We start from the raw sequence: 22269 nt of genomic DNA on the forward strand, positions 1-22269 counted from the left end.
AAGCAATTAATCAGTAATTTTTTAAGAACAAATTTAGCAATACACAAGAAAGACTTTAAGGAGAATCAAACATGACTAAACCATTAGACGGCATTCGTATCATCGACTTCACACACGTACAAGCAGGTCCTGCATGTACTCAGCTATTGGCTTGGTACGGCGCGGACGTGATCAAGGTAGAGCGTCCAGGTTCTGGCGACGTAACTCGTAGCCAGTTACGTGACATCCCAGGTGCGGATGCTTTGTACTTCACTATGTTGAACGGTAACAAACGTTCTTTGACTTTGGATACTAAGACTCAAGAAGGTAAAGAAGTTTTAGAGAAGATGATCAAGACTTCTGATGTGATGGTTGAGAACTTCGGTCCAGGCGCTTTGGATCGCATGGGTTTTAGCTGGGCACGTATTCAGGAATTGAATCCAAAGATGATCATGGCATCCGTAAAAGGCTTTAGCGATGGCCACTCATATGAAGACTTAAAAGTGTATGAGAACGTTGCTCAGTGTGCCGGTGGTGCCGCTTCTACAACTGGTTTCTGGGATGGTCCTCCTACAGTTTCTGCTGCCGCTTTGGGCGATAGCAATACAGGTATGCATTTGGCAATTGGTATTTTGACTGCATTGATGCAGCGTCAAAAAACTGGCAAAGGTCAAAAAGTATCCTGCTCAATGCAAGATGCTGTATTGAACTTGTGCCGCGTGAAGTTGCGTGATCAACAGCGTTTGGACAAAATTGGCTACCTCGAAGAGTATCCACAGTATCCACACGGTACATTCTCTGACGTAGTTCCACGTGGCGGTAACGCTGGTGGTGGCGGTCAGCCAGGTTGGGTATTGAAGTGTAAGGGCTGGGAAACAGATCCTAATGCTTATATCTACTTCACTATTCAAGGTCATGCTTGGGAGCCAATCACTAAAGCTTTGGGCAAACCAGAGTGGGCAACAGATCCAGCCTACATGACTGCTGAAGCGCGTCAAGATAAGATTTTTGACATCTTCGCAACAATTGAAGAGTGGCTCAAGGACAAAACTAAATACGAAGCTGTGGACATCCTCCGCAAGTTCGATATTCCTTGTGCACCAGTACTCTCAATGAAGGAATTGGCTGCATCTCCTGATTTGCGTAAGAGTGGTTCTATCGTTGAAGTTGACCACAAAGTTCGTGGCAAATATTTGACAATTGGTAGCCCAATCAAGTTCTCTGATTTGGAAATCGAAGTTGGTCCATCACCAGTATTGGGTGAGCACACCAATGAAGTATTGACTGACCTTGGCTATAGCGCTGATGACATCGCTAAGTTACATGCAGCAAAAGCGGTTTAATAATAATTAGTATTACTTGTTTTAGTTTTGAAGGCGCTCCTTGTGGGCGCCTTTTTTATTTGCCTGGATCAAACTAATGTCTATAGACTGACAGTATGAAAACGAATATTGATTTAAACCAATTAATTGACTGTATTGGTGACGCGGTAGTGGTTGCCGATGCCCATGAAAAGATTGTTCTTTGGAATGCCGCTGCCACCAGAATTTTTGGCTATTCGGAGGAAGAGGCGCTTGGCAATACCTTGGATTTGATCGTTCCCGAGCGTCAACGTCAAAGGCATAACGAGGGTTACAGCAAATCCATGGAGACAGGAACTACCCGATACGGTACTTCATTATTAAAAGTCCCAGCAAAGCACAAAGATGGACGTACTTTATCCATCGCCTTTAGCGTGGGCATGTTGTTTGATGAGAAACATCAGGCTAATGGGGTGGCAGCAGTGATTCGTGATGAGACTGAGCGTTTTACTGAAGAAAGTGCTCTTAAAAAGCGACTTTCTGATCTTGAAAATCAATAAATTTGCGCCCAAATAGCTAATATGGGGCATCCATTGCTAGATGTGCCCAATAAGTAGGCATGCCATGTTGCACCGCAATCCGTCGCTGGTAAAATTGGCTTAATTCAAAATTTCAATCTTATTAGGACTTTAATCATGGCAAAAGCATTAGAAGGGGTGAAAGTCCTCGACTTTACGCACGTTCAATCCGGCCCAACTTGCACTCAGTTGCTCGCTTGGTTCGGCGCGGATGTAATCAAAGTAGAAAAATCGGGTGAGGGCGATGCTACTCGTGGTCAATTGCGCGATATCCCTGATGCAGACAGTTTGTATTTCACGATGTTGAACCATAACAAGCGTTCCATCACTGTGAATACGAAGACTCCAAAAGGCAAAGAAATTCTTGAGCGCTTGATTAAAGAGTGCGATGTTCTGGTTGAGAACTTTGCTCCTGGCGCATTAGATCGTATGGGTTTTTCTTGGGAGCGTATTCAAGAGCTCAATCCAATGATGATCATGGCTTCTGTAAAAGGTTTTGGTCCTGGTCCTTATGAAGACTGCAAGGTTTATGAAAACGTAGCGCAGTGTGCTGGTGGTTCAGCATCGACTACTGGTTTTGATGACGGTCCTCCAATGGTAACTGGTGCACAGATTGGTGATAGCGGTACCGGCTTACATTTGGCGCTTGGTATTGTGACTGCGCTATATCAACGCACGCACTCTGGTCGCGGACAAAAAGTATTGGCAGCAATGCAAGATGCGGTATTGAATTTATGCCGCGTGAAGTTGCGTGATCAACAGCGCTTAGAGCGTAACGGCACGATGCAAGAGTACCCACAGTTTCCGAATGGCGAGTTTGGCGATTCTGTACCCCGCGCTGGTAATGCCTCTGGTGGCGGTCAGCCTGGTTGGATTCTGAAATGCAAAGGCTGGGAGCAAGACCCCAATTCCTATATTTATGTAGTGGTTCAGGCTCCAGTATGGGAGGCGATTTGCAAAGTGATTGGCCGTGAAGATTGGATCACTGATCCTAATTACGCGTCTGCAATGGCTCGATTACCCCGCCTGATGGAAATCTTTGCAGAGATCGAAAAGTGGACATCCACATTGTCTAAGTTTGAAGTAATGGATACTTTAAATAAGTATGACATTCCATGCGGTCCAATTCTGTCAATGAAAGAAATTGCAGAGGAGCCTTCACTGCGTGCAACTGGAACGGTTGTTGAAGTGGATCATCCAATTCGTGGCAAGTACCTCACTGTGGGTAATCCAATCAAGATGTCTGATAGCCCAACTGATGTGACTCGTTCACCATTGCTTGGTGAGCATACCGATGAGATTCTTAGTGAGCTAGGCTTTACTACTGATGAGTTGATTGCTCTTCGTCACGATAAGGTAATCTAAGATGCGGGTTGCGTTGATTGGAAGTGCGGATTTTGGTAAGGCAGCATTAGAAGCCTTTTTAGATCGCGGCGATGAAGTTGTTGCCGTGTTCTGTCCGCCCGATAATCCGAAATCAACCAAGCCTGAAGTCCTTAAAGAGGCGGCGATTGCTAGAGGCTTAACTCCCTTGCAATTTGCCTCTCTTAAAGGCCCTGAGGCGGCGCAAGCAATGATTGATAGCAAGGCTGACATCTGTGTGATGGCCTATGTGCTTCAGTTTGTACCGCAAGAGCTTTGCAAGATTCCAAAGCACGGCACTATTCAGTATCACCCTTCGCTTCTACCTAAGTATCGTGGCCCAAGCGCCATCAATTGGGCGATTGCATTGGGTGAGGAGAAAACGGGCTTAACGATCTTCCGCCCATCCGATGGTTTGGATGAAGGTGAAGTCATTTTGCAAAAAGAGGTCGCTATTGGCCCTGATGACACCTTGGGTAAGATTTACTTTGATCATCTTTTCCCGGATGGCGTGAAGGCTTTGCTTGAGGCTGCTGATCTCGTAGTTGCCAATAAACATCAAGAAGTTGTTCAAGATGAATCTCAGGCAAATTATGAAGGTTGGTTGGGTGTTGATGCAGCTCAAATCCATTGGACTACTCACATTACCCAGATCTACAACTTGATTCGTGCATGCAATCCTGCGCCTGGCGCTTGGACTAAGTTTGGCGAGCAAAAAGTGCAGATCTACGACTGTCACAAGCATGTGGCGGCTACATTTGGTTCGGTCAAGGGTAAGCCTGGTGAAGTCACTCAAATTACCCTAGATTCTTTCTTTGTCACCTGCCATGGTGGACAAATCGAAGTCCTGAAGGCAAAAGGCGCAGCTGGAAAAGTAACTGGCGCTGAATTAGCCAAAGAGTTGAACTTGGAAGTGGGACAGTTCTTCGCGCTGTAAATCGCAGCGTAAATCAAATACCTAGAAACTAGATTTCTAGGTTATCAATCAAGCGCGTTTTACCAAGCTTGGCAGCCGTCAGAATGACGAGCGGTTCGCCAGTCTGCAGGCTTTCATTGGAAGCTGGGGCTAAATCACTTTGCTGACGAATAGCAATGTAGTCCGGTTGCCAACCACGGCCAGTGAGAAGATCTACCGCGATTTTTTCAATCTCGATCAGTGAGTGCATATTGCGCTGACTTAAATCTAGCACTCGGGCACGAACTTCTTGTAAGACTTTCTGTAGTTCAGGTGCTTCTGCGCGCTCTTCAGGAGAGAGATAGCCGTTGCGAGAGGAGAGGGCTAGGCCATCTTCAGCACGCACTGTTTCGCCCGGAATGATTTCTACAGGCAATGCAAACTGCTTAGCCATTTGACGAATGATCATCAGCTGTTGGTAATCTTTTTTTCCAAACACTGCGACTTTAGGTTGTACACAAGAAAGTAGCTTGAGTACAACTGTGCAAACACCTTTAAAGAAGCCGGGGCGGAACTCACCTTCAAGGATGTCACCTAATTGCTGTGGCGGATCTACTCGATACTCTTGGGGCTGTGGATATAAGTCGCGCTCAGTTGGCGCAAACAAGATGTACACACCTTCTTTTTCTAACTTATCAATATCTGCCTGCATGGTTCGCGGGTAGCTATCAAAATCTTCATTTGGGCCAAACTGCAGACGGTTAACAAAGATGCTGGCCACCACTGGATCGCCATGTTGTCTCGCAAGGCGCATGAGCGATAAATGACCTTCATGGAGGTTGCCCATAGTCGGCACAAAGGAGGCGCGATTTTGTCCACGTAAGTGGTCACGCAACTCTTGTATATCGCTAATAATTTTCATGCAACAGGTGTGTAGGCGAGGCGCACATAAATCGGTGCATACGGCTCTGCTTGGGTAATCTCCACTAACGCTTCACGTGAGAGCTCAAGCATGGCAATGAAGTTGACGATGACGACCGGAATGCCTTTGCCAGATTTAATGGCTTCTTCAAACAGCTCGCCGAACTCTACGAATTTAGTGCTTTGCAAGCGGCGCAAAATACGTGTCATAAAGTCACGCACAGACAGCTCTTCGCGAGTAATGGTGTGGTGCTGGTTTAGTTTTGCGCGGTGCAGGACATCACGCCAGGCCATCTGTAAGTCGTCTTGATTAACGTCTGGCCAGGTAACTGCAACGGTTGTATCCACATGGCCATGGGCGATCTGGAAATCACGCCCTTGCTGTGGAATTTGATCGAGCTCTTGAGCGGCTAATTTCATACGCTCGTACTCTAAGAGGCGGCGAACCAGTTCTGCACGTGGATCCTCAACCTCTTCATCGCTATCAGCCTTCTTCATTGGCAATAGCATGCGAGATTTAATCTCGATCAACATAGCAGCCATCAGCAAGTATTCAGCTGCTAACTCTAAGTTATGGTGGCGGATTTGATCGATGTAGCTCAGGTACTGTTGAGTCACCTGCGCCATCGGAATATCGAGGACGTTGAAATTCTGTTTACGAATCAGGTACAGCAGAAGATCCAGAGGACCTTCAAATGCTTCTAGAAAAACCTCTAGTGCATCTGGCGGAATATATAGATCTGTAGGAAGCTTAAATAATGGCTCGCCATAAAGTTTGGCGAATGCGGAAGACATTCCATCGGTTACCGATGGGGTGCTATCTAATAACTCAGATTGAGCTCCTGGCTCGGCTCCCAACTCAGTCATTCGAGTACACGTAAGCGCGCTGCTTTAATTTAGCTGCCTTAGCGCGACGTTGATCTTCAGTAGTCAAAGGCTCTTTATCCCAAAGGAGTGCGCGACCAGCTTGCTGGCCTGCTTCGAGGTCCGGTTTCTCGGATTTGAGCTCATTTAAGAACTGGGTGAATTCGGATGTATATCTAGCCATCATATTTCCTAAAATTCTTAATTAATTCAATAGCTTGCAAAAATTACTGTGGGGCAACTGTCTGCCTAGCCCATCATTATTAACGATTTTTCCTACAAAGCTGCCGACTTTTTGCCTAATTCCTGGAAATTAGCCTATTTGGGGTCGTTTTTAGAGGTTTGCTGCCAATAAAGCCTCGATTTGAGGCGCTTCGACTCGGGTCATGAGGTGTTTATAGGCTTTGATCGGATTTTGACTGGAGAGGGGTGTTTTAACGTCACTCCAGGTCATGGCTGGGACTGAGAGGAAGTCCTCAACTCCAGCCGTTACTTGCGGCAGTACTGGCTTGAGATAGAGACTCAATAAACGGAATGCCTCTAAGGTGATGCTGCAGACTCGCTGTAAGTCAGCTTCACGCTCAGGATCTTTAGCGATTTCCCAAGGCTTGTTTTCATCAACAAAGGCATTAACCTTGTCGGCTAGCTCCATGATCGTGCGCAATGCTTTGGCATATTCACGAGCTTCATATAGCTCAGCAATTTTTTCACTGGCAGATGCAATCTCAGCCAGCAGCGGATTGTTCATTGCCGCATCAGAAACGACCCCACCAAAACGCTTCACTAAGAAACCGGCACTGCGACTCGCGATGTTGATGTACTTGCCTAATAGATCGCTATTTACTCGAGCAACAAAGTCTTGAAGATTTAAATCTAAATCCTCCATGCTGTCATTGAGTTTGGTTGCAAAGTAATAGCGGAACCATTCAGGATTAAATCCAGATTCAATCACGCTATGCGCAGAAATTAAAGTACCACGTGACTTACTCATCTTCTCGCCATCAACGGTGAGGAAGCCATGAGCAAATACATTGGTTGGTGTGCGATAGCCTGCAAAGTGCAGGGTTGCTGGCCAAAAGAGCGTGTGGAAATACAGAATATCTTTACCGATGAAATGGTACTGCTCGGTAGTCGTATCAGGTCTGACCCATTCCTCAAAGTTCAAGCCTTTGCTCTGGCAGTAGTTGAGGAAGCTGGCGTAATAGCCAATTGGCGCATCAAGCCATACATAGAAGTATTTGCCTGGCGCATCAGGGATTTCAAAGCCAAAATAGGGTGCATCACGGGAGATGTCCCAGTCCCCAAGCTTGCTATCTCCAGGCTGTCCAACCCATTCCTTCATTTTGTTGCGCGCTTCAGGTTGCAATGGAGTTTTGACTTGTGTCCACTCGCGTAAAAATGTCTCGCAGCGCGGATCGGATAATTTAAAGAAGTAATGATCGGAAACTTTTTTAATCGGTGTTGCGCCACTCACTACCGAGAATGGATTCTTTAAATCGGTTGGGGAATAGGTTGCTCCGCACTTTTCGCAAGAGTCACCGTACTGATCCTTGGCGCCACACTTAGGACACTCGCCTTTAATAAAACGATCCGGCAAGAACATTTCTTTAACAGGATCGTAGGCTTGCTCGATTGCGCGTTTTTCAATCAAGCCTGCATCACGAAGTTTGAGATAGATGCTTTGAGATAGCTTTTCATTCTCAGGACTGTCTGTCGTGTAGTAGTTATCAAATGAGATTAAGAAATCATCAAAGTCGCGTTTGTGCTCTTTCCAAACATTGGCGATCAGTTCTTTAGGGGTAAGACCCTCTTTTTCAGCGCGCAACATGATCGGCGTGCCGTGGGTGTCATCAGCGCCAACGTAGTGCACTTCGTGACCACGCATTCTCTGGAAGCGAACCCAAATATCCGTCTGGACGTATTCCACCAAATGCCCAATATGAATCTGGCCATTGGCGTAAGGCAGGGCGGAGGTAACTAGCAGGCGACGTTTAGGGCTACTCATGCGTACTTAAATAGAAATAATTTCAACAAATGGGAATACAAGATTATGGGGCTTGGGGCCTTACTTCAGCAGCAATTTTAGTCTGCGGTTAAAGTTAATACCGATTTGAACCTATTTAAGAGGCGTTTTATGGCTTTGCCCCACAACATTCAGATGTCTCACGCTTCCGTGCCTTTGGTTCACGAAGTGCAGGTCATGGATGAGGCAGGGCGTATTAAGACCACCCATATTCCTGGGGAGCGTCCTTTAACCATTTACCTGGATAAACGGGAAGTTGTCACCCTGATGACCTTGGGAAGCGCTCCTGAAGCCCTAGTGCTAGGCTATTTACGTAATCAGCGCCTAGTAGAGTCGCCTGACGATATTGCCAGTATTCAGGTAGATTGGGAGACTGATTCGGCGGCGGTCAAGACCTATCGCAGCACGGTAGATATTGATGCCCTCACCAGCAAGCGCGTAGTAACTACGGGTTGTGGGCAGGGCACGATGTTTGGCGGCTTGATTGAGGAGATGGCGGAGATTAGATTGCCAGATGGCCCTCAATTAACCCAAGAGGCAATAGTCGCCCTCATCGACAGTATTCGAGTTCACGACACCATTTATAAGAAATCTGGCTCAGTACATGCTTGCGCTGTATTTGAGAGGGAAGGTAACGACAGCGTCCGCCTGCTTCACTTTATTGAGGATGTTGGACGTCACAACGCCGTTGACTCTATCTCCGGTCTCATGTGGCTCGCCGACAAGCCAGGCAAAGATCTCATCTTCTTCACTACTGGGCGCCTAACCTCAGAGATGGTCATTAAAGGTGCTCAGATGGGCATTCCTTTCTTGATGACCCGCTCTGGCATGACCTTGATGGGTCTGGAGCTTGCCCGCAAGACTAATCTCACCTTGCTATCTCGCTGTTCTGGGAAGCATTTTGAGATCTTCAATGCCCCTGAGAGGGTGATTTTTACCTCCCCGCCTGCCACCTCGTAAATTCGTGGGCATATGGCCTGCGATGGTTTTACAATTCGGCCATGACTATTAAATCTGACCACTGGATCCGCCGCATGGGCGAGCAAGGCATGATCAGCCCATTTGAACCTGGGCAGGTCCGCCAAGACGCCGCCGGGCAAAAAATTGTGAGCTATGGCACTTCAAGCTATGGCTATGACATTCGTTGTGCTGATGAGTTCAAGATTTTCACGAACATTAACAGCACCATCGTTGACCCTAAGAATTTCGACGAGCAATCGTTTGTGGATTTCAAGGGCCCGGTTTGCATCATTCCTCCAAACTCATTTGCTTTGGCAAGAACCGTTGAGTATTTCAAGATTCCACGCAGCGTATTAACTGTTTGCGTTGGCAAGAGTACTTACGCACGTTGCGGAATTATTGTGAACGTGACTCCTTTTGAGCCTGAGTGGGAAGGTTATGTCACACTCGAGTTTTCTAACACCACACCATTGCCTGCAAAGATTTATGCCGGTGAAGGATGTGCGCAAGTTCTATTCTTTGAAAGCGATGAAGTGTGCGGTACATCGTACAAAGATCGTGGCGGTAAGTATCAAGGCCAAGTCGGCGTAACTCTGCCGAAGACTTAATCTGCTTAATCTGCTTCATCGCCATATTGGCGACTCTAAGGGGTACTCATGAAATTTCGTTTTCCAATCATCATTATTGATGAGGACTTTCGCTCTGAAAATATTTCAGGTTCGGGTATTCGCGACCTAGCGGAGGCGATTGAAAACGAGGGTATGGAGGTTATTGGCTTAACCAGCTATGGTGACCTAACATCCTTTGCCCAGCAGGCCTCCCGGGCTTCTAGCTTTATTGTGTCGATCGATGACGAGGAGTTTGTTTCTGACTCTGAAGACCATGACTTACCTGCATTAAATAACTTACGCGCATTTATTACAGAAGTGCGCAAGCGCAATGAAGACATTCCAATCTTCTTGTATGGCGAGACTCGTACTTCACGTCATATGCCGAACGACATCTTGCGTGAGTTGCACGGCTTCATTCACATGAATGAAGATACGCCGGAGTTTGTGGCGCGTCACATTATTCGTGAAGCAAAAGTTTACCTAGATTCATTGGCCCCACCATTCTTCCGCGCACTGACTAATTACGCCTCTGAAGGTTCTTACTCTTGGCATTGCCCTGGACACTCTGGTGGCGTAGCTTTCTTAAAGAGTCCAGTGGGACGCATGTTCCACCAATTCTTTGGCGAGAACATGCTTCGTGCTGACGTTTGTAATGCAGTGGAGGAGTTGGGTCAGTTGTTAGATCACACTGGCCCTGTATTGCAAAGCGAGCGTAATGCTGCCCGTATCTTTAATGCCGATCACTTGTTCTTCGTGACTAACGGAACATCCACATCAAACAAGATTGTTTGGCACTCTACTGTTGCTCCTGGCGACGTAGTGTTGGTGGACCGCAACTGCCACAAGTCCGTGATTCATTCCATCACGATGATGGGCGCGATTCCGATCTTCTTAATGCCAACTCGTAATCACCTTGGCATTATTGGCCCGATTCCAAAAGAAGAGTTTGAGTGGAAAAACATCAAGAAGAAAATTGATGCCAACCCGTTCATTAAAGATAAGAACGTGGTGCCTCGTGTCATGACGCTTACGCAAAGTACCTATGACGGCATCATCTATAACGTCGAGATGATTAAAGAAATGCTCGACGGCAAAGTAGATTCATTGCATTTTGATGAAGCTTGGTTGCCACACGCTGCCTTTCATCCTTTCTACAAAGACATGCATGCGATCGGATCTGATCGTAAGCGTACTAAGAAGAGTTTGATGTTTGCCACCCAATCAACCCACAAGTTATTGGCCGGCCTCTCACAAGCTTCTCAGGTGTTAGTGCAGGATGCAGAGGATACGAAGCTTGATCGTGATTGCTTCAATGAGGCCTATTTGATGCACACCTCGACTAGTCCACAGTACGCCATCATCGCCTCTTGCGATGTGTCTGCTGCCATGATGGAGTCCCCTGGCGGCACTACGCTGGTTGAGGAATCTATCGCTGAAGCGATGGACTTCCGCCGTGCGATGCGCGAAGTGGATGATAAGTTCGGTGCGGACTGGTGGTTTAAGGTTTGGGGCCCAGATCACTTAACTGAAGAAGGCATTGGTGAGCGTTCAGATTGGATTCTGGAGCCTAATGCCAGCTGGCATGACTTTGGCAATGTGGCCAAAGACTTCAACATGCTTGATCCAATCAAGGCTACCGTTGTAACCCCTGGTTTAGACATCGAAGGCAACTTCGGCTCTATGGGCATCCCAGCAAGCATTGTTACAAAGTATTTAGCTGAGCATGGCGTGATCGTAGAGAAGTGCGGTTTGTATTCCTTCTTCATCATGTTCACTATCGGCATCACCAAGGGTCGTTGGAATACCTTGGTAACTGAGCTACAGCAATTTAAAGATCACTTTGATAAGAACGCTCCCTTGTGGAAAGTATTGCCAGAGTTTGTTGCTAAACATCCTCGCTATGAGCGCGTTGGCCTGAAAGATATCTGTCAGCAGATCCATGAGTTTTATAAGAGTCGTAACGTAGCTCGCATGACTACAGAGATGTACACATCAGACATGGTGCCGGCGATGATGCCTTCAGAGGCTTGGGCGAAGATGGCGCACAAAAAAGTAGATCGTGTTCCTTTAGATCAGCTTGAAGATCGTATTACTGCGATGTTGGTAACCCCATATCCTCCAGGTATTCCATTGCTGATCCCGGGCGAGCGCTTTAATAAACGCATCATTGACTATCTCTACTTTGCTCGAGACTTCAATGAGCGATTCCCAGGTTTTGAAACTGATATCCACGGCTTGGTTAAGGCCGATATTGATGGACGCAGCGAGTACTACGTTGATTGCGTGAGGCAAGAGCCGGATATCACCCTGTGATCCAGCTTAAGTAAACCATCCTCCAATACCCTGCAAATGCAGGGTATTTTTTTACTTGTGTCTAAATAAGGCTTTGACTATACTTGTACGATATATTGAACAAGTAAGGCTGGACCATGAGAGTAATTAATTTTTCTGACGCAAGAAACCAATTCAAACAAGTAATCGATCAAGTGGTGAGTGATTGTGATGTAGCGATCATCTCTCGCAGGGATGCTGATGATGCTGTGGTGATGTCTTTAAATACCTATAACAGCATGATGGAAACACTCCATTTATTAAAATCTCCAGCTAACGTAAAACATTTGGAGAAATCATTGGCGCAATATCGCAAAGGGCAAACCAAAGAAAAGGCTCTTGTAGATGCTGAGTAGGGTTGTTTGGACAAGCGCTGCATGGTCTGATTACGTTTACTGGCAAGGGCAAGATAAAAAAACTTTAAAACGCACTAACGCACTCATAAAAGATGCCATGCGAAATCCTGAGGATGGAATTGGAAAGCCTGAGGAATTAAGGGAAAGTTTATCGGGATTTTGGTCAAGGCGAATTGATGATGTTCATCGTCTTGTTTATGCCATCGAGAAAAATCAACTTGTGATTATTGCGTGCCGATACCACTATCAATGACCATGATTCAAGGCTTGCTACTTGCCTGGCTTATCTAATTGAAATACAACCGGTGCATCTTCATCCACTTTGCTTGAAGGCGTCTCCGATTTAGCGTCATCACTTCCAATGAAATTAAAGTCCTGGCTCTGAATAACTGCTGCAGGCTTATCCAATAGGGTAGTGACCAATGCTGGGAATGCAGCAACCACCACAACCATGATGAGTTGAAGCGCCACCCAAGGTAACGCACCCCAGTAGATATCGCTACTTTTGACTTCTTTCGGTGCAACTCCACGCAAATAGAACAGCGCAAATCCAAATGGCGGATGCATAAATGAGGTTTGCATATTCACGCAGAGCATTACGCCGAACCATACTAGTGCAGCGCTAGCTGCAGCTTGAGGATTGCCATTCATGGAGGCAAGCAGCACCGGTGAAAGCAGCTTCACTGCAACTGGTGCCAGCATGGGTACAACGATGAAAGCAATTTCAAAGAAGTCCAAGAAGAATGCCAAGAAGAAAACAAACAAGTTCACAACCACCAAGAATCCAACCCAGCCACCTGGTAGATTAGAAAATAACTCTTCTACCCAGTGACCACCATCAACACCTTGGAAGACAACCGAGAAGCAAGTTGAGCCAATCAATATGAAGACCACCATCGCAGTAATACGCATGGTGTTTTGATAAGCCTCTTGTATTAACCCTTTAAGGTTAGGAATACTTGCTCTGCGTATCCAAGCTAAGAGCAATGCACCCATTGCACCCATGGCGCCAGATTCAGTTGGGGTAGCGATACCGGTCATGATGGTTCCCAGTACCAAGAAAATCAGCACTGCCGAAGGAATGATTCCCATGAGGCATTTTTTCCAGAGTGCCCAGCCTGTCAGGGTGAGTTCATTCTCAGGGGCCGCGGGTAGGTAGTCGGGTCTAAAGCGAGAGAGGAAAAAGGTGTAAAGGGCAAAAAGGCCAATTTGCAGGAGGGATGGACCCCAAGCGCCTAAGTACATACTGCCTACATCGGCGCTGCCACTTTGGGTTTTTAACTGGTCAGCCAGCACAATTAGCACTAAAGAGGGTGGTACTAACTGGGTAATAGTCCCAGAAGCCGCTAAAACGCCCGTAGCGTAGCGCATGTTGTAGCCGTAACGCATCATCACCGGCAGAGAGATCATCGCCATAGCGATCACCTGAGCTGCTACTGTGCCGGTAATTGCCCCCAGAATGAATCCCACAATGATTACTGAGTAACCAAGACCACCCCGAATGCGTCCAAAGAGCTGACCCATCGAGTCCAGCATTTCTTCGGCAAGGCCGCAGCGCTCCAGAATGGCGCCCATGAAAGTGAAGAAGGGAATTGCTAGTAGTAGGTCGTTAGCAAGGACGCTGCCAAAGATGCGTTGAGGGATGGCTTGCAAAAACGGCAAGCCAAAGAAATTCTCGGCAATTGAAATACCAGCAAAAAATAATCCCGCAGCCATTAGAGAGAAGGCTACCGGAAAGCCGATCAACATAAATACGATGAGTCCGCCAAACATGAGCGGTGGCATCCATTCAAGTGGAATCATTGCATGGGCTTTCCATAATGGAGATCAGCAGCGGGCAATGTTTCTTTGCCTCTGAGTGCGCCAATGCGTTTAATGATTTCGGATAAGCCTTGCAGGCTCAGCATGAAGAAACCAAAAGGCACAACAAACTTAATGGGGTAGCGCGACAAACCCCCTGCATTGAGTGAATGCTCTGAGACTAACCATGAGGGATAAAACAAACTCGTCCAAGATAGCCAGGTAAATAATATGCACGCTGGCATTAAGAAAACAGTCAAGCCAAAAAGATCAACATAAAGGCGACTGCGATCGGAAAGCTGCGAGTAAATTAAATCTACCCGAACATGTTCATTGCGTTTCAGGGTATAAGAAGCGCCTAGCATGACAGCAGCAGCAAACAGATACCACTGTAATTCCAGTGGCCAGTTATTGCTCATGTCTAGGCTATAGCGGAGTACAGCGTTGACAGCTGACACTACACAAGACAGCAAGATCATGATGCTAGCAATCTTGCCCAGGAATTGATTTAGGCGGTCAATTCCTGTTGAGAGCGTTCCCCAAAAGCCCATGCAGTTTAGAGATCTGCACGACCCCGTTTGATCGCAGCAAGCACTTGCGCTGGAGCGGTGCCACCAGCATGTTGACGAGAGTTAACAGAGCCATCAACAGTTAAGAGGGCAAAGACATCGTCACCCATGAGTTCGGGGCGATTGTCTAGGCCACAAGCAAAGCGCAATTCAGGAAGTGTTAGATCGTTGAGCATACAGTTACGACCAACACAGGCCTTAACAGCATGGGCTACTGCTTCATGGGCATCACGGAACGCTAAACCTTTTTTAACCAAGTAATCGGCTAAGTCAGTTGCTGTTGCGAAGCCTTCTTCAGCCGCAGCTTTCATGACATCTGCTTTGACCTGAATATGTGGAACCATATCGGCGAAGATGCGCAATGTATCTTGCACGGTATCGACTGCATCAAATAAAGGCTCTTTATCTTCTTGGTTATCTTTGTTATATGCCAATGGCTGACTCTTCATCAAAGTTAACAAAGAGATTAAATCGCCATAGACGCGACCAGTTTTTCCGCGAGCTAACTCAGGAACGTCTGGGTTCTTTTTCTGCGGCATGATCGAGCTACCAGTGCAGAAGCGATCTGGCAAATCAATAAAGCCAAAGCGTGGGCTAAGCCACAGCACTAGCTCTTCAGATAAGCGGGAGACATGCATCATCAAGATGGATGCAAAGGCGCAGAATTCAATCGCAAAGTCGCGATCAGATACGGCATCAAGTGAGTTATTGCAGATGCCATCAAAACCAAGAGTCTTGGCAACTTGCTCGCGATCGATCGGATAGGTCGTTCCGGCCAATGCGGCTGCACCGAGTGGCAGGCGATTGAAGCGGGCGCGTAAATCAGCTAAGCGGCTAGCATCGCGACTAAACATTTCGTAATACGCCATCAAGTGATGACCAAAAGTAATGGGTTGCGCTACTTGCAAATGAGTATGTCCGGGCATGATCGTTGCAGAGTGAGTCTCAGCAAGATCGAGCAGGGCGATACGTAAGGTTTTAAGAGTGGCTGCGATTTGATCAACGCTGCCACGTAACCACAGGCGTAGATCAGTAGCTACTTGGTCATTACGTGAGCGACCAGTATGAAGACGCTTGCCGGCGTCACCAACTAATTCAGTGAGGCGAGCTTCGATATTGAGGTGCACATCTTCTAAGGCGAGTTGCCAGTTAAATTCACCAGCTTCGATTTCGCCTTTGATCTGAGCCATCCCCTTTTGAATATCTGTCAAATCTTGGGCGCTAATAATCTTTTGGGTAGCCAGCATTTCAGCGTGAGCCAAAGATCCAGCGATATCAACCAAGGCAAAGCGTTGATCAAAGCCAATAGAGGCGGTATAACGCTGAACAAGTTCGTCAACGGGTTCGTTAAAACGGGCCGACCAAGCTTGGGCTTTGTTGGCAAGGGAATTTTTTGATGAGCTCATAAACGCAGTATATTGGTGTAGGTCTTTGATTATTTTAAATGTTATGTCCCAAACCCCCATTTCTAGCTCCACATCCCCTGTTTCCCCCACCCCTCAGCGCCTGGTAATTGCCTCCCGTGAGAGTCGCCTTGCTATGTGGCAAGCGGAACACGTCCGGGATTGCCTTAAAAATCTCTACCCAGCTTGCGACGTGCAGATCCTGGGAATGACTACCCGGGGCGATCAAATACTGGATAAGGCCCTCTCTAAAGTAGGCGGTAAGGGCTTATTTGTGAAAGAGCTCGAAACAGCCTTGGAGGATGGTCGGGCTGATTTGGCCGTGCACTCCCTGAAGGATGTGCCTATGGTCATGCCCGAGGGTTTTGATTTGTCTTGTGTAATGGCGCGGGAAGATGCCCATGATGCATTTGTCTCTAACGATTACGCCAGCCTAGAAGATTTGCCAAAAGGCGCAGTAGTGGGCACTTCTAGCTTGCGCCGTGAGTCGGTCCTGAGATCCAAATTTCCACATTTAGTGATTCAGCCCTTACGTGGCAATTTAGATACCCGTATGGGCAAGCTCGATCGCGGTGAATATCAGGCCATTATTTTGGCTGCCGCAGGTCTTAAACGATTGGGTCTAGAAAGTCGTATTCGTGCGCTGTTACCGATTGATCCTTACACACCAGCTGCTGGACAGGGCGCGCTCGGTATCGAAACCCTCAGCAAGCATCCTAATATCAAAGCGTGGCTAGCGCCTCTCAATGATCTGCCAACTCTTTATGCTGTCACTGCCGAGCGTATGGTGTCACGCCAATTAGGCGGCTCTTGTGAAGTACCTTTAGCGGCGTATGCCACTTGGGATCAAGATCACATGAATATCCGCTCTTTTGTTGCTAGCGTTGATGGCACTGCAAGTTGCTTAGCCAGTGCTCAAGGTGCGGTAAAGAGTTTGGAAGACGCAGAGGCTTTGGGGCTCTCAGTTGCGCGTGATTTAATTTCTCAAGGCGCAGAGCGATTGCTGCCTAACGGTTTACCAAAGTAAGTGGTAACAAGGTAATTCGCTAATGAGCAATAAGACCATTGTCATTACTCGTCCAAGTGGACAGGCGCGCCAATTGTCAGAAGCATTGCAGACAAGTCTTGTAGATAGTGGGTTTACGAAAACAACCACCCCCCAGATTATTTCTTTACCTCTACTGACGATTGCCCCGAAGGGTGATGATGTTTTGCTGGGGCAGATTACTGCAGCACTCAAGACTGCAGACCTGGCAATATTCGTTAGTCCAAATGCGATTGAATGCACGATGCGTTTACTCGAGCAATCTTGGCAAGATTTCTCTGACAAGCCCTTACCTGTTGGAGTGATGGGAGGCAGCAGCATGGCGGCCCTCAAAAATCATGGCATTGGTATTGGGGGTAATCCCACGAAAGTCATTCTTCCTCAAAACAACGCGCAATGGGATTCCGAGGGCTTATGGACGGAATTGCAGAAGTTGAAATGGGATTGGTCCACCAAGACAGTAATCATTTTTAAAGGAGAGGGTGGGCGCGATTGGCTGGCTGATACTTTGAAGCATGCTGGTGCGCAAGTTGAAGCATTTTCAGTTTATGCACGCGTGCCTTTAGATCTCAATAGTCCCGCCTGGAACGAAATTCATGAGATGGATTTTGCTAAATCACTTTGGCTTCTCACCTCATCTGAGGCAGTGCGCTATTTGGGTCAAGCAAAATTACCACTCGATCTCGCAACAGCTATTTGCCCGCATCACAACATTGCTGATGCTGCTGAGCAAATCGGTTTTGGTGAGGTGTTTACTTGCGAGCCTGGTGATGAGGCTTTGATTGCCGCATCGCAAGCTTGGCTATCTATTTAATTACTAGTGTAGTTAAGTAGCGCCGGCAGAAATACTTCGCTTACCAGGAGCGGGCGACCTTTAAGTTGATATAGCGTCCGTCTTGCCCAACTGACTGATGGCAGCCCTGGATATTGCTGAAAGCATTTTTTCCACAGGGCACTTTGTTTATCTAGGCGCGCAATTTCTCGAGGTGGTTTCTGTTTGGAGTGCATGCGTGTTTTGGCAAATAGCACTGCACCTAATGGCTTTTTTCCTAAGCGCAAAACCTCATGGTTACTGCCACTTGAGCTGCTGCTAGGGATAATGCTATGCGCCATCACCAGTGGAATGCCGTTGGCACACAGTAATACCTCTCTGATGCGACAACGTTTGATCTTGAAATGAAAATAGCGACTCTCGTCGCTATTTAGGTTTTGACGGCAATCTCGTAAAACCAGAACTTCTAGTTTTTGTCCAATCGCACGTTCAATTTTTTGGGTTAAAGAACCGGTATCACTAAGCCAAGACTGCCACTTGCGTGGCGCTTGATGCAATTCACCGGAATCGACTCGATTCCATGCAGAACGGAGGCGACGACGGTGAACCATTTTTAGCTGCCGCTAAAGTTTCTACGTTGACCACCAGCTTTTGGTTTAGCAAAACGTGGGCCAGCTGACGGACGTGAGTCACCAGAGCGATTGCCACCAGCAGGACGTGAGTCACCAGAGCGTGCAGGGCGTGAATCAGCAAAACGATTGCCACCAGCAGGACGTGAATCGCCAGATGGACGTGAGTCACCGGATGGACGGGAATCGCCAGAGCGAGATTCGAAATGATTGCCTGAGCGATTGCCACCGCCTCCGCCACCAGAACGAGACTCTGAACGAGCACCAGAACCATAACGACCACCGCCACCACCGGAGCGATTGCCACCACCAAAGCCACCACCAGAGCGACCGCCACCTGGGCGACCACCGCCACCACCAAAGCTAGGCTTGGCTTGTGGCTCGAGTCCGGCGATAACAGAAGCAACGATATCTTGCTGTGTAAAGCGTTCGATATTGCGAATCTTGGCGCGATCACGATGTTCAACCAAAGTGATAGCAACACCATTACGACCCGCACGACCAGTACGACCGATGCGATGCGTATAGTCTTCTGGTTTCATTGGTAAGCCAAAGTTAATCACGTGACTAATACGTGGCACATCAATACCGCGAGCCGCTACGTCAGTCGCAACCAAAATCTTGGTGTGACCTTTACGCAAAGACTCAAGACGACGCATACGAACAGCTTGAGGCATTGCACCGTGTAAGGCGCTAGCTTCGTAACCATTGGCACGTAAGGTGTCAGCAATTTTTTCGCTTTCCATCTGAGTGCTTGCAAATACCACCGCTTGATCCAAAGAGGCGTCAGCCAGAATGTGCTCAAGCAATTTATGCTTGTGTGACATGCTGTCAGCCCAGTGGAGCTTCTGTTCAATGTTTGCGTGCTTTTCGCCAGCATGAGCAAGCTCAATACGTTTAGCGTTAGTAGTCAACTCATTAGCCAAAGACATAATCTTCGGTGCAAAAGTTGCAGAGAACATCAATGTTTGGGTGCGAGCAGCGCAACGCTTATCAATCGCCTCGAGATCATCAGCAAATCCCATGTCGAGCATGCGATCGGCTTCGTCGATAACGAGTTGTTTGACATCATCTAAGCGAATTGCTTTGCTGTCGGTCAGGTCGAGTAAGCGACCAGGAGTTGCGACAACTAACAATGCACCTTTCAGCGCTTGGATTTGCTTGCCATAAGGCATGCCACCCATGACGGTTGCAATACGGATACCTTTCATGCCACGAACTAAGTTCACTGCATCTGCGGCAACCTGTTGAGCTAATTCACGAGTAGGGCAGAGCACTAACACTTTAGGTTGTGCGCGGCCTGGTACAGGTGAGCCGTTTGGGTTGTCTTCGATGAGTTGATTAATCAAAGGTAATAAGAAGGCTGCGGTTTTACCGCTACCGGTTTGGCTGCTGACCAATAAGTCACCGCCAGCGAGAGCTGCAGGAATAACCTGAGCTTGCACTTCAGTGGCTTGGGTGTAACCCAGTTCAGCAACGTTTTTAAGGAGTGGCGCCGCGAGGGCGAAATTCTGGAAATCGTTTCCAGAGGGATTAGTTTCTTTAGAAAAAGTCATGCTATTACACATCCCTTTTAAGGGATGTCTCCGTGTATACACTCTCTGTTTTTTATTGAGTGTGATGGTCAAAGGCATCGACCATCAGACAGGCGGCAGCGCGTTTTTTAAACTTCGGTGTTTATGACTTCTAAACGGTACGCTGAAATATAGCTGGGGGGCGATGAATCAAATTGCTTTAAAAAGCCTCCTATTATGGCATTTTAAGAGGCTAATTACAAGGGTTTTCCCGAGTTAATTGCAAGTAATTCGATTAACGCATCCAGCGCAACAAGCGCTCAACACCTTTACCGTAGGGTGGCCTTGCCAATTTGGTGCCGCGTAAGAAATTAAGACCAAAGAAGCCGCGAACCTCTAAAACCGATTTGCGATGGCTAAAAGCCTCAAAACCTGTTTTGCCATGATAGGCGCCCATACCGCTTGCACCGATGCCACCAAATGGTAAATCTTCGATAGCTGCGTGCAATAGCGTGTCGTTGATTGTTACGCCACCAGAGCGAGTTTCATTCAAAATGCGTTGCATCACCTTTTTATCCTTGCCAAACCAGTACAGAGCCAATGGCTTTGGATGTTCATTGATGTAGCGAATTGTGGAGTCGATATCGTTGATTGCCACAATAGGCAGGATGGGTCCAAATATTTCTTCTTGCATGATGAGCGCATCTTCAGAAACATTTAAGAGTGCTACTGGGGTGAATGGCAACTCAGTGTTATCAGCAGAATGGATAAGTGGGATTGCTTGCGCCCCACGATCTAACGCATCTTGAACTAGTTGATGCCAACGCGCCAGCTGATGTTCATCAATCGCACCAGTAAATTCCTCTGGATTGGAGAATTGTTTTTGAGCTGCATTTTGTAACTCTTGAACAAATGCATCGCAATGGCTTGCGTTAATTACCGCGTAATCTGGAGCAATGCAAGTTTGTCCGCCATTCACCAGCTTGCCGTAAACAATGCTGGCAGCAGCATCTTTGAGTTTGGCTGAGGAGTCGACTATCGCCGGCGATTTGCCGCCTAACTCAAGAGTAATCGGCGTTAGGTGATCGGCTGCAGCGCGCATTACTTTCTTAGCAATCTCTCCTGAACCTGTAAAAAAGAGATGATCAAAGGGGAGTGCTGCAAAAGATTCAGCCACTTCAGTGCCGCCGACACTCACGCAAAATTCGCTTGGGTGAAAATATTCTTGGATTAATGTTGCCAAGAATCCAGATGTACGAGAACTTTTTTCTGAAGGCTTTAGCCAAACGCGATTACCTGCGGCAAATGCTGCAATGGCTGGAACTAGCGCCAGTTGCACGGGGTAATTCCAAGGGCTCATGATGCCAACGACGCCCATCGATTGCATTTGAGTCCAGGCGTGAGATGAGCCTAAGAATCCTGGTGTTGTTACCAGTTGAGGTTTCATCCACTCTTTCAGATGTTTGCGAACATGTTTGCATGCTTGATAAATCATCTGAAACTCTAGAAGCTGACTCTCAATCGAGTGGCGAACGCCAAAGTCTGCAGCCAAAACTTTGCAGATTTTTTCTTCATTGGCAGAAATCATTCGCTCAATGCGCCCAATTCGCTCAAGGCGAACCTCTAGCGTAGGGTTAGGTTCTGCAGCATAAGCTGCCTTGATTTCATCTAATTGGAGTGTGAAGCGATTTATCGACATGGGGGTTTTATGTGGGGCAAGCAAACGATTGAATAAGGTATTAGGATAAAGGTATGAACGAATCCATACTCAAAAACCACCCAAGTCTTGAACGCGCCACTTTGGGAGGCGGCTGTTTCTGGTGCCTAGAAGCGGTTTACCAGCAAATCTCAGGCGTAAGCGCAGTGGTTTCAGGGTACGCAGGAGGGGCGACTCCAAACCCTGACTATGACTCTGTGTGCTCAGGCCAAACGGGGCATGCTGAAATTGTCGACGTCTATTTTGATCCGGCAGTAGTGTCTTACCGCGATTTGCTGGAGATCTTTTTTGTCATTCATGATCCAACCACCTTGAACTATCAGGGTAATGATCATGGTACCCAATACCGTTCAGTGATCTTTACTCATAGCGATAGCCAAAGCGCAACCGCTCATGAGGTAGTTAAAGAGCTGGAGGAGGCGAAGATCTATTCCAATCCAGTGGTGACGCAAATTGATGTGGCGCCGGTTATTTATCCAGCCGAGGATTATCACCAAAATTATTTTCGTCAGCATCCAGGGCAGGGCTACTGCATGGCAGTAGTTGCTCCTAAGTTGGCAAAATTTAGAGCAAAGTTTCAATCTCTGATTGCGCCAGAGTTTCGCTAGAGCAATCAGATCAAGCGTATTTAAATCTACG

At 47.3% G+C, this 22269-nt stretch carries 22 protein-coding genes; 12 read left to right on the plus strand and 10 right to left on the minus strand.

Going from position 1 to position 22269, the window contains the following annotated elements; genetic code table 11:
* The first annotated feature begins 71 nt into the window (after positions 1–71).
* The 4 genes from frc (ICN14_RS08850) to ICN14_RS08865 all read left to right on the plus strand — a co-directional run bounded on the left by frc (ICN14_RS08850) (position 72) and on the right by ICN14_RS08865 (position 4157).
* A complete protein-coding gene (gene frc / locus ICN14_RS08850; protein ID WP_216226100.1) occupies positions 72–1322 on the plus strand; it encodes a formyl-CoA transferase in 1251 nt (416 codons plus the stop codon).
* Positions 1323–1417: 95 nt separating this feature from the next.
* Positions 1418–1840, plus strand: a complete 423-nt coding sequence (locus ICN14_RS08855) for a PAS domain-containing protein (protein WP_216226101.1) — start codon at positions 1418–1420, stop codon at positions 1838–1840.
* A 135-nt stretch (positions 1841–1975) separates the two neighbouring features.
* Positions 1976–3223 (plus strand): formyl-CoA transferase, encoded by a 1248-nt coding sequence (frc, locus tag ICN14_RS08860; RefSeq protein ID WP_216226102.1) that lies wholly within the window; start codon positions 1976–1978, stop codon positions 3221–3223.
* A 1-nt stretch (position 3224) separates the two neighbouring features.
* A complete protein-coding gene (locus ICN14_RS08865) occupies positions 3225–4157 on the plus strand; it encodes a methionyl-tRNA formyltransferase (RefSeq protein WP_216226103.1) in 933 nt (310 codons plus the stop codon).
* Between the two features lie 28 nt (positions 4158–4185).
* On the opposite strand, the gene panC is transcribed toward ICN14_RS08865, so the two are convergent.
* The 4 genes from panC to metG form a co-directional block, all read right to left on the minus strand.
* The gene (gene panC, locus ICN14_RS08870) at positions 4186–5037 is read right to left on the minus strand and encodes a pantoate--beta-alanine ligase (RefSeq protein WP_216226104.1); all 852 of its coding nucleotides are present in this window, start codon (positions 5035–5037) and stop codon (positions 4186–4188) included.
* On the minus strand, positions 5034–5903 hold the full coding sequence (locus ICN14_RS08875; RefSeq protein ID WP_216226105.1) for a ScpA family protein: 870 nt from the start codon (positions 5901–5903) through the stop codon (positions 5034–5036). Before ICN14_RS08875 ends, panC begins: the two co-directional genes overlap by 4 nt.
* The gene (locus tag ICN14_RS08880; protein WP_215330041.1) at positions 5896–6084 is read right to left on the minus strand and encodes a DUF3460 family protein; all 189 of its coding nucleotides are present in this window, start codon (positions 6082–6084) and stop codon (positions 5896–5898) included. Before ICN14_RS08880 ends, ICN14_RS08875 begins: the two co-directional genes overlap by 8 nt.
* A gap of 150 nt (positions 6085–6234) precedes the next feature.
* Positions 6235–7905, minus strand: coding sequence for a methionine--tRNA ligase (gene metG / locus ICN14_RS08885; protein WP_216226106.1), 1671 nt, complete (start codon positions 7903–7905; stop codon positions 6235–6237).
* 135 nt (positions 7906–8040) lie between these two features.
* On the opposite strand from metG, the gene ICN14_RS08890 reads away from it, so the two are divergent.
* The 5 genes from ICN14_RS08890 (at position 8041) to ICN14_RS08910 (ending at position 12434) form a co-directional block, all read left to right on the plus strand.
* Positions 8041–8883 carry a formate dehydrogenase accessory sulfurtransferase FdhD gene (locus ICN14_RS08890; protein ID WP_216226177.1) on the plus strand — a complete coding sequence of 281 codons (843 nt, stop codon included), beginning with the start codon at positions 8041–8043 and terminating at the stop codon, positions 8881–8883.
* 41 nt (positions 8884–8924) lie between these two features.
* The gene (dcd, locus tag ICN14_RS08895; RefSeq protein WP_041484826.1) at positions 8925–9491 is read left to right on the plus strand and encodes a dCTP deaminase; all 567 of its coding nucleotides are present in this window, start codon (positions 8925–8927) and stop codon (positions 9489–9491) included.
* 48 nt (positions 9492–9539) lie between these two features.
* A complete protein-coding gene (locus ICN14_RS08900) occupies positions 9540–11807 on the plus strand; it encodes an arginine/lysine/ornithine decarboxylase (RefSeq protein ID WP_216226107.1) in 2268 nt (755 codons plus the stop codon).
* A 116-nt stretch (positions 11808–11923) separates the two neighbouring features.
* Positions 11924–12181, plus strand: a complete 258-nt coding sequence (locus ICN14_RS08905) for a type II toxin-antitoxin system Phd/YefM family antitoxin (RefSeq protein WP_216226108.1) — start codon at positions 11924–11926, stop codon at positions 12179–12181.
* Positions 12171–12434: a Txe/YoeB family addiction module toxin gene (locus ICN14_RS08910; protein WP_216226109.1), complete on the plus strand. Its 264-nt coding sequence runs from the start codon at positions 12171–12173 to the stop codon at positions 12432–12434. Before ICN14_RS08905 ends, ICN14_RS08910 begins: the two co-directional genes overlap by 11 nt.
* A 17-nt stretch (positions 12435–12451) precedes the next feature.
* Here ICN14_RS08910 and ICN14_RS08915 read toward each other — a convergent pair whose 3' ends face one another.
* Genes ICN14_RS08915 through argH form a run of 3 tightly spaced genes read right to left on the minus strand, consistent with a single transcriptional unit; the run spans position 12452 to position 15956 of the window.
* On the minus strand, positions 12452–13984 hold the full coding sequence (locus ICN14_RS08915) for a TRAP transporter large permease subunit (protein WP_216226110.1): 1533 nt from the start codon (positions 13982–13984) through the stop codon (positions 12452–12454).
* Entirely contained in the window at positions 13981–14532 is a 552-nt protein-coding gene (locus ICN14_RS08920; RefSeq protein WP_216226111.1) for a TRAP transporter small permease subunit, read from the minus strand. Before ICN14_RS08920 ends, ICN14_RS08915 begins: the two co-directional genes overlap by 4 nt.
* A gap of 5 nt (positions 14533–14537) precedes the next feature.
* Entirely contained in the window at positions 14538–15956 is a 1419-nt protein-coding gene (gene argH, locus ICN14_RS08925; RefSeq protein WP_216226112.1) for an argininosuccinate lyase, read from the minus strand.
* A gap of 43 nt (positions 15957–15999) precedes the next feature.
* Between argH and hemC the strand changes: the two genes are divergently transcribed.
* On the plus strand, positions 16000–16980 hold the full coding sequence (gene hemC, locus ICN14_RS08930) for a hydroxymethylbilane synthase (protein ID WP_216226113.1): 981 nt from the start codon (positions 16000–16002) through the stop codon (positions 16978–16980).
* Between the two features lie 22 nt (positions 16981–17002).
* Entirely contained in the window at positions 17003–17812 is an 810-nt protein-coding gene (locus ICN14_RS08935; protein ID WP_216226114.1) for a uroporphyrinogen-III synthase, read from the plus strand.
* Here the strand turns inward: ICN14_RS08935 and ICN14_RS08940 are convergent.
* The 3 genes from ICN14_RS08940 to ICN14_RS08950 all read right to left on the minus strand — a co-directional run bounded on the left by ICN14_RS08940 (position 17809) and on the right by ICN14_RS08950 (position 21612).
* Complete coding sequence (locus tag ICN14_RS08940; protein WP_216226115.1) at positions 17809–18381, minus strand: chorismate lyase; 573 nt, start codon at positions 18379–18381, stop codon at positions 17809–17811. The genes ICN14_RS08935 and ICN14_RS08940 overlap by 4 nt on opposite strands.
* Before the next feature lie 2 nt (positions 18382–18383).
* On the minus strand, positions 18384–19955 hold the full coding sequence (locus tag ICN14_RS08945) for a DEAD/DEAH box helicase (protein ID WP_216226116.1): 1572 nt from the start codon (positions 19953–19955) through the stop codon (positions 18384–18386).
* A 253-nt stretch (positions 19956–20208) separates the two neighbouring features.
* Positions 20209–21612: a coniferyl aldehyde dehydrogenase gene (locus tag ICN14_RS08950; protein ID WP_216863262.1), complete on the minus strand. Its 1404-nt coding sequence runs from the start codon at positions 21610–21612 to the stop codon at positions 20209–20211.
* A 53-nt stretch (positions 21613–21665) separates the two neighbouring features.
* On the opposite strand from ICN14_RS08950, the gene msrA reads away from it, so the two are divergent.
* Positions 21666–22238 (plus strand): peptide-methionine (S)-S-oxide reductase MsrA, encoded by a 573-nt coding sequence (gene msrA, locus ICN14_RS08955; RefSeq protein ID WP_216226117.1) that lies wholly within the window; start codon positions 21666–21668, stop codon positions 22236–22238.
* Positions 22239–22269 lie beyond the last annotated feature (31 nt).

The sequence above is a fragment of the Polynucleobacter sp. MG-27-Goln-C1 genome, assembly GCF_018881905.1.
GTDB lineage: Bacteria > Pseudomonadota > Gammaproteobacteria > Burkholderiales > Burkholderiaceae > Polynucleobacter.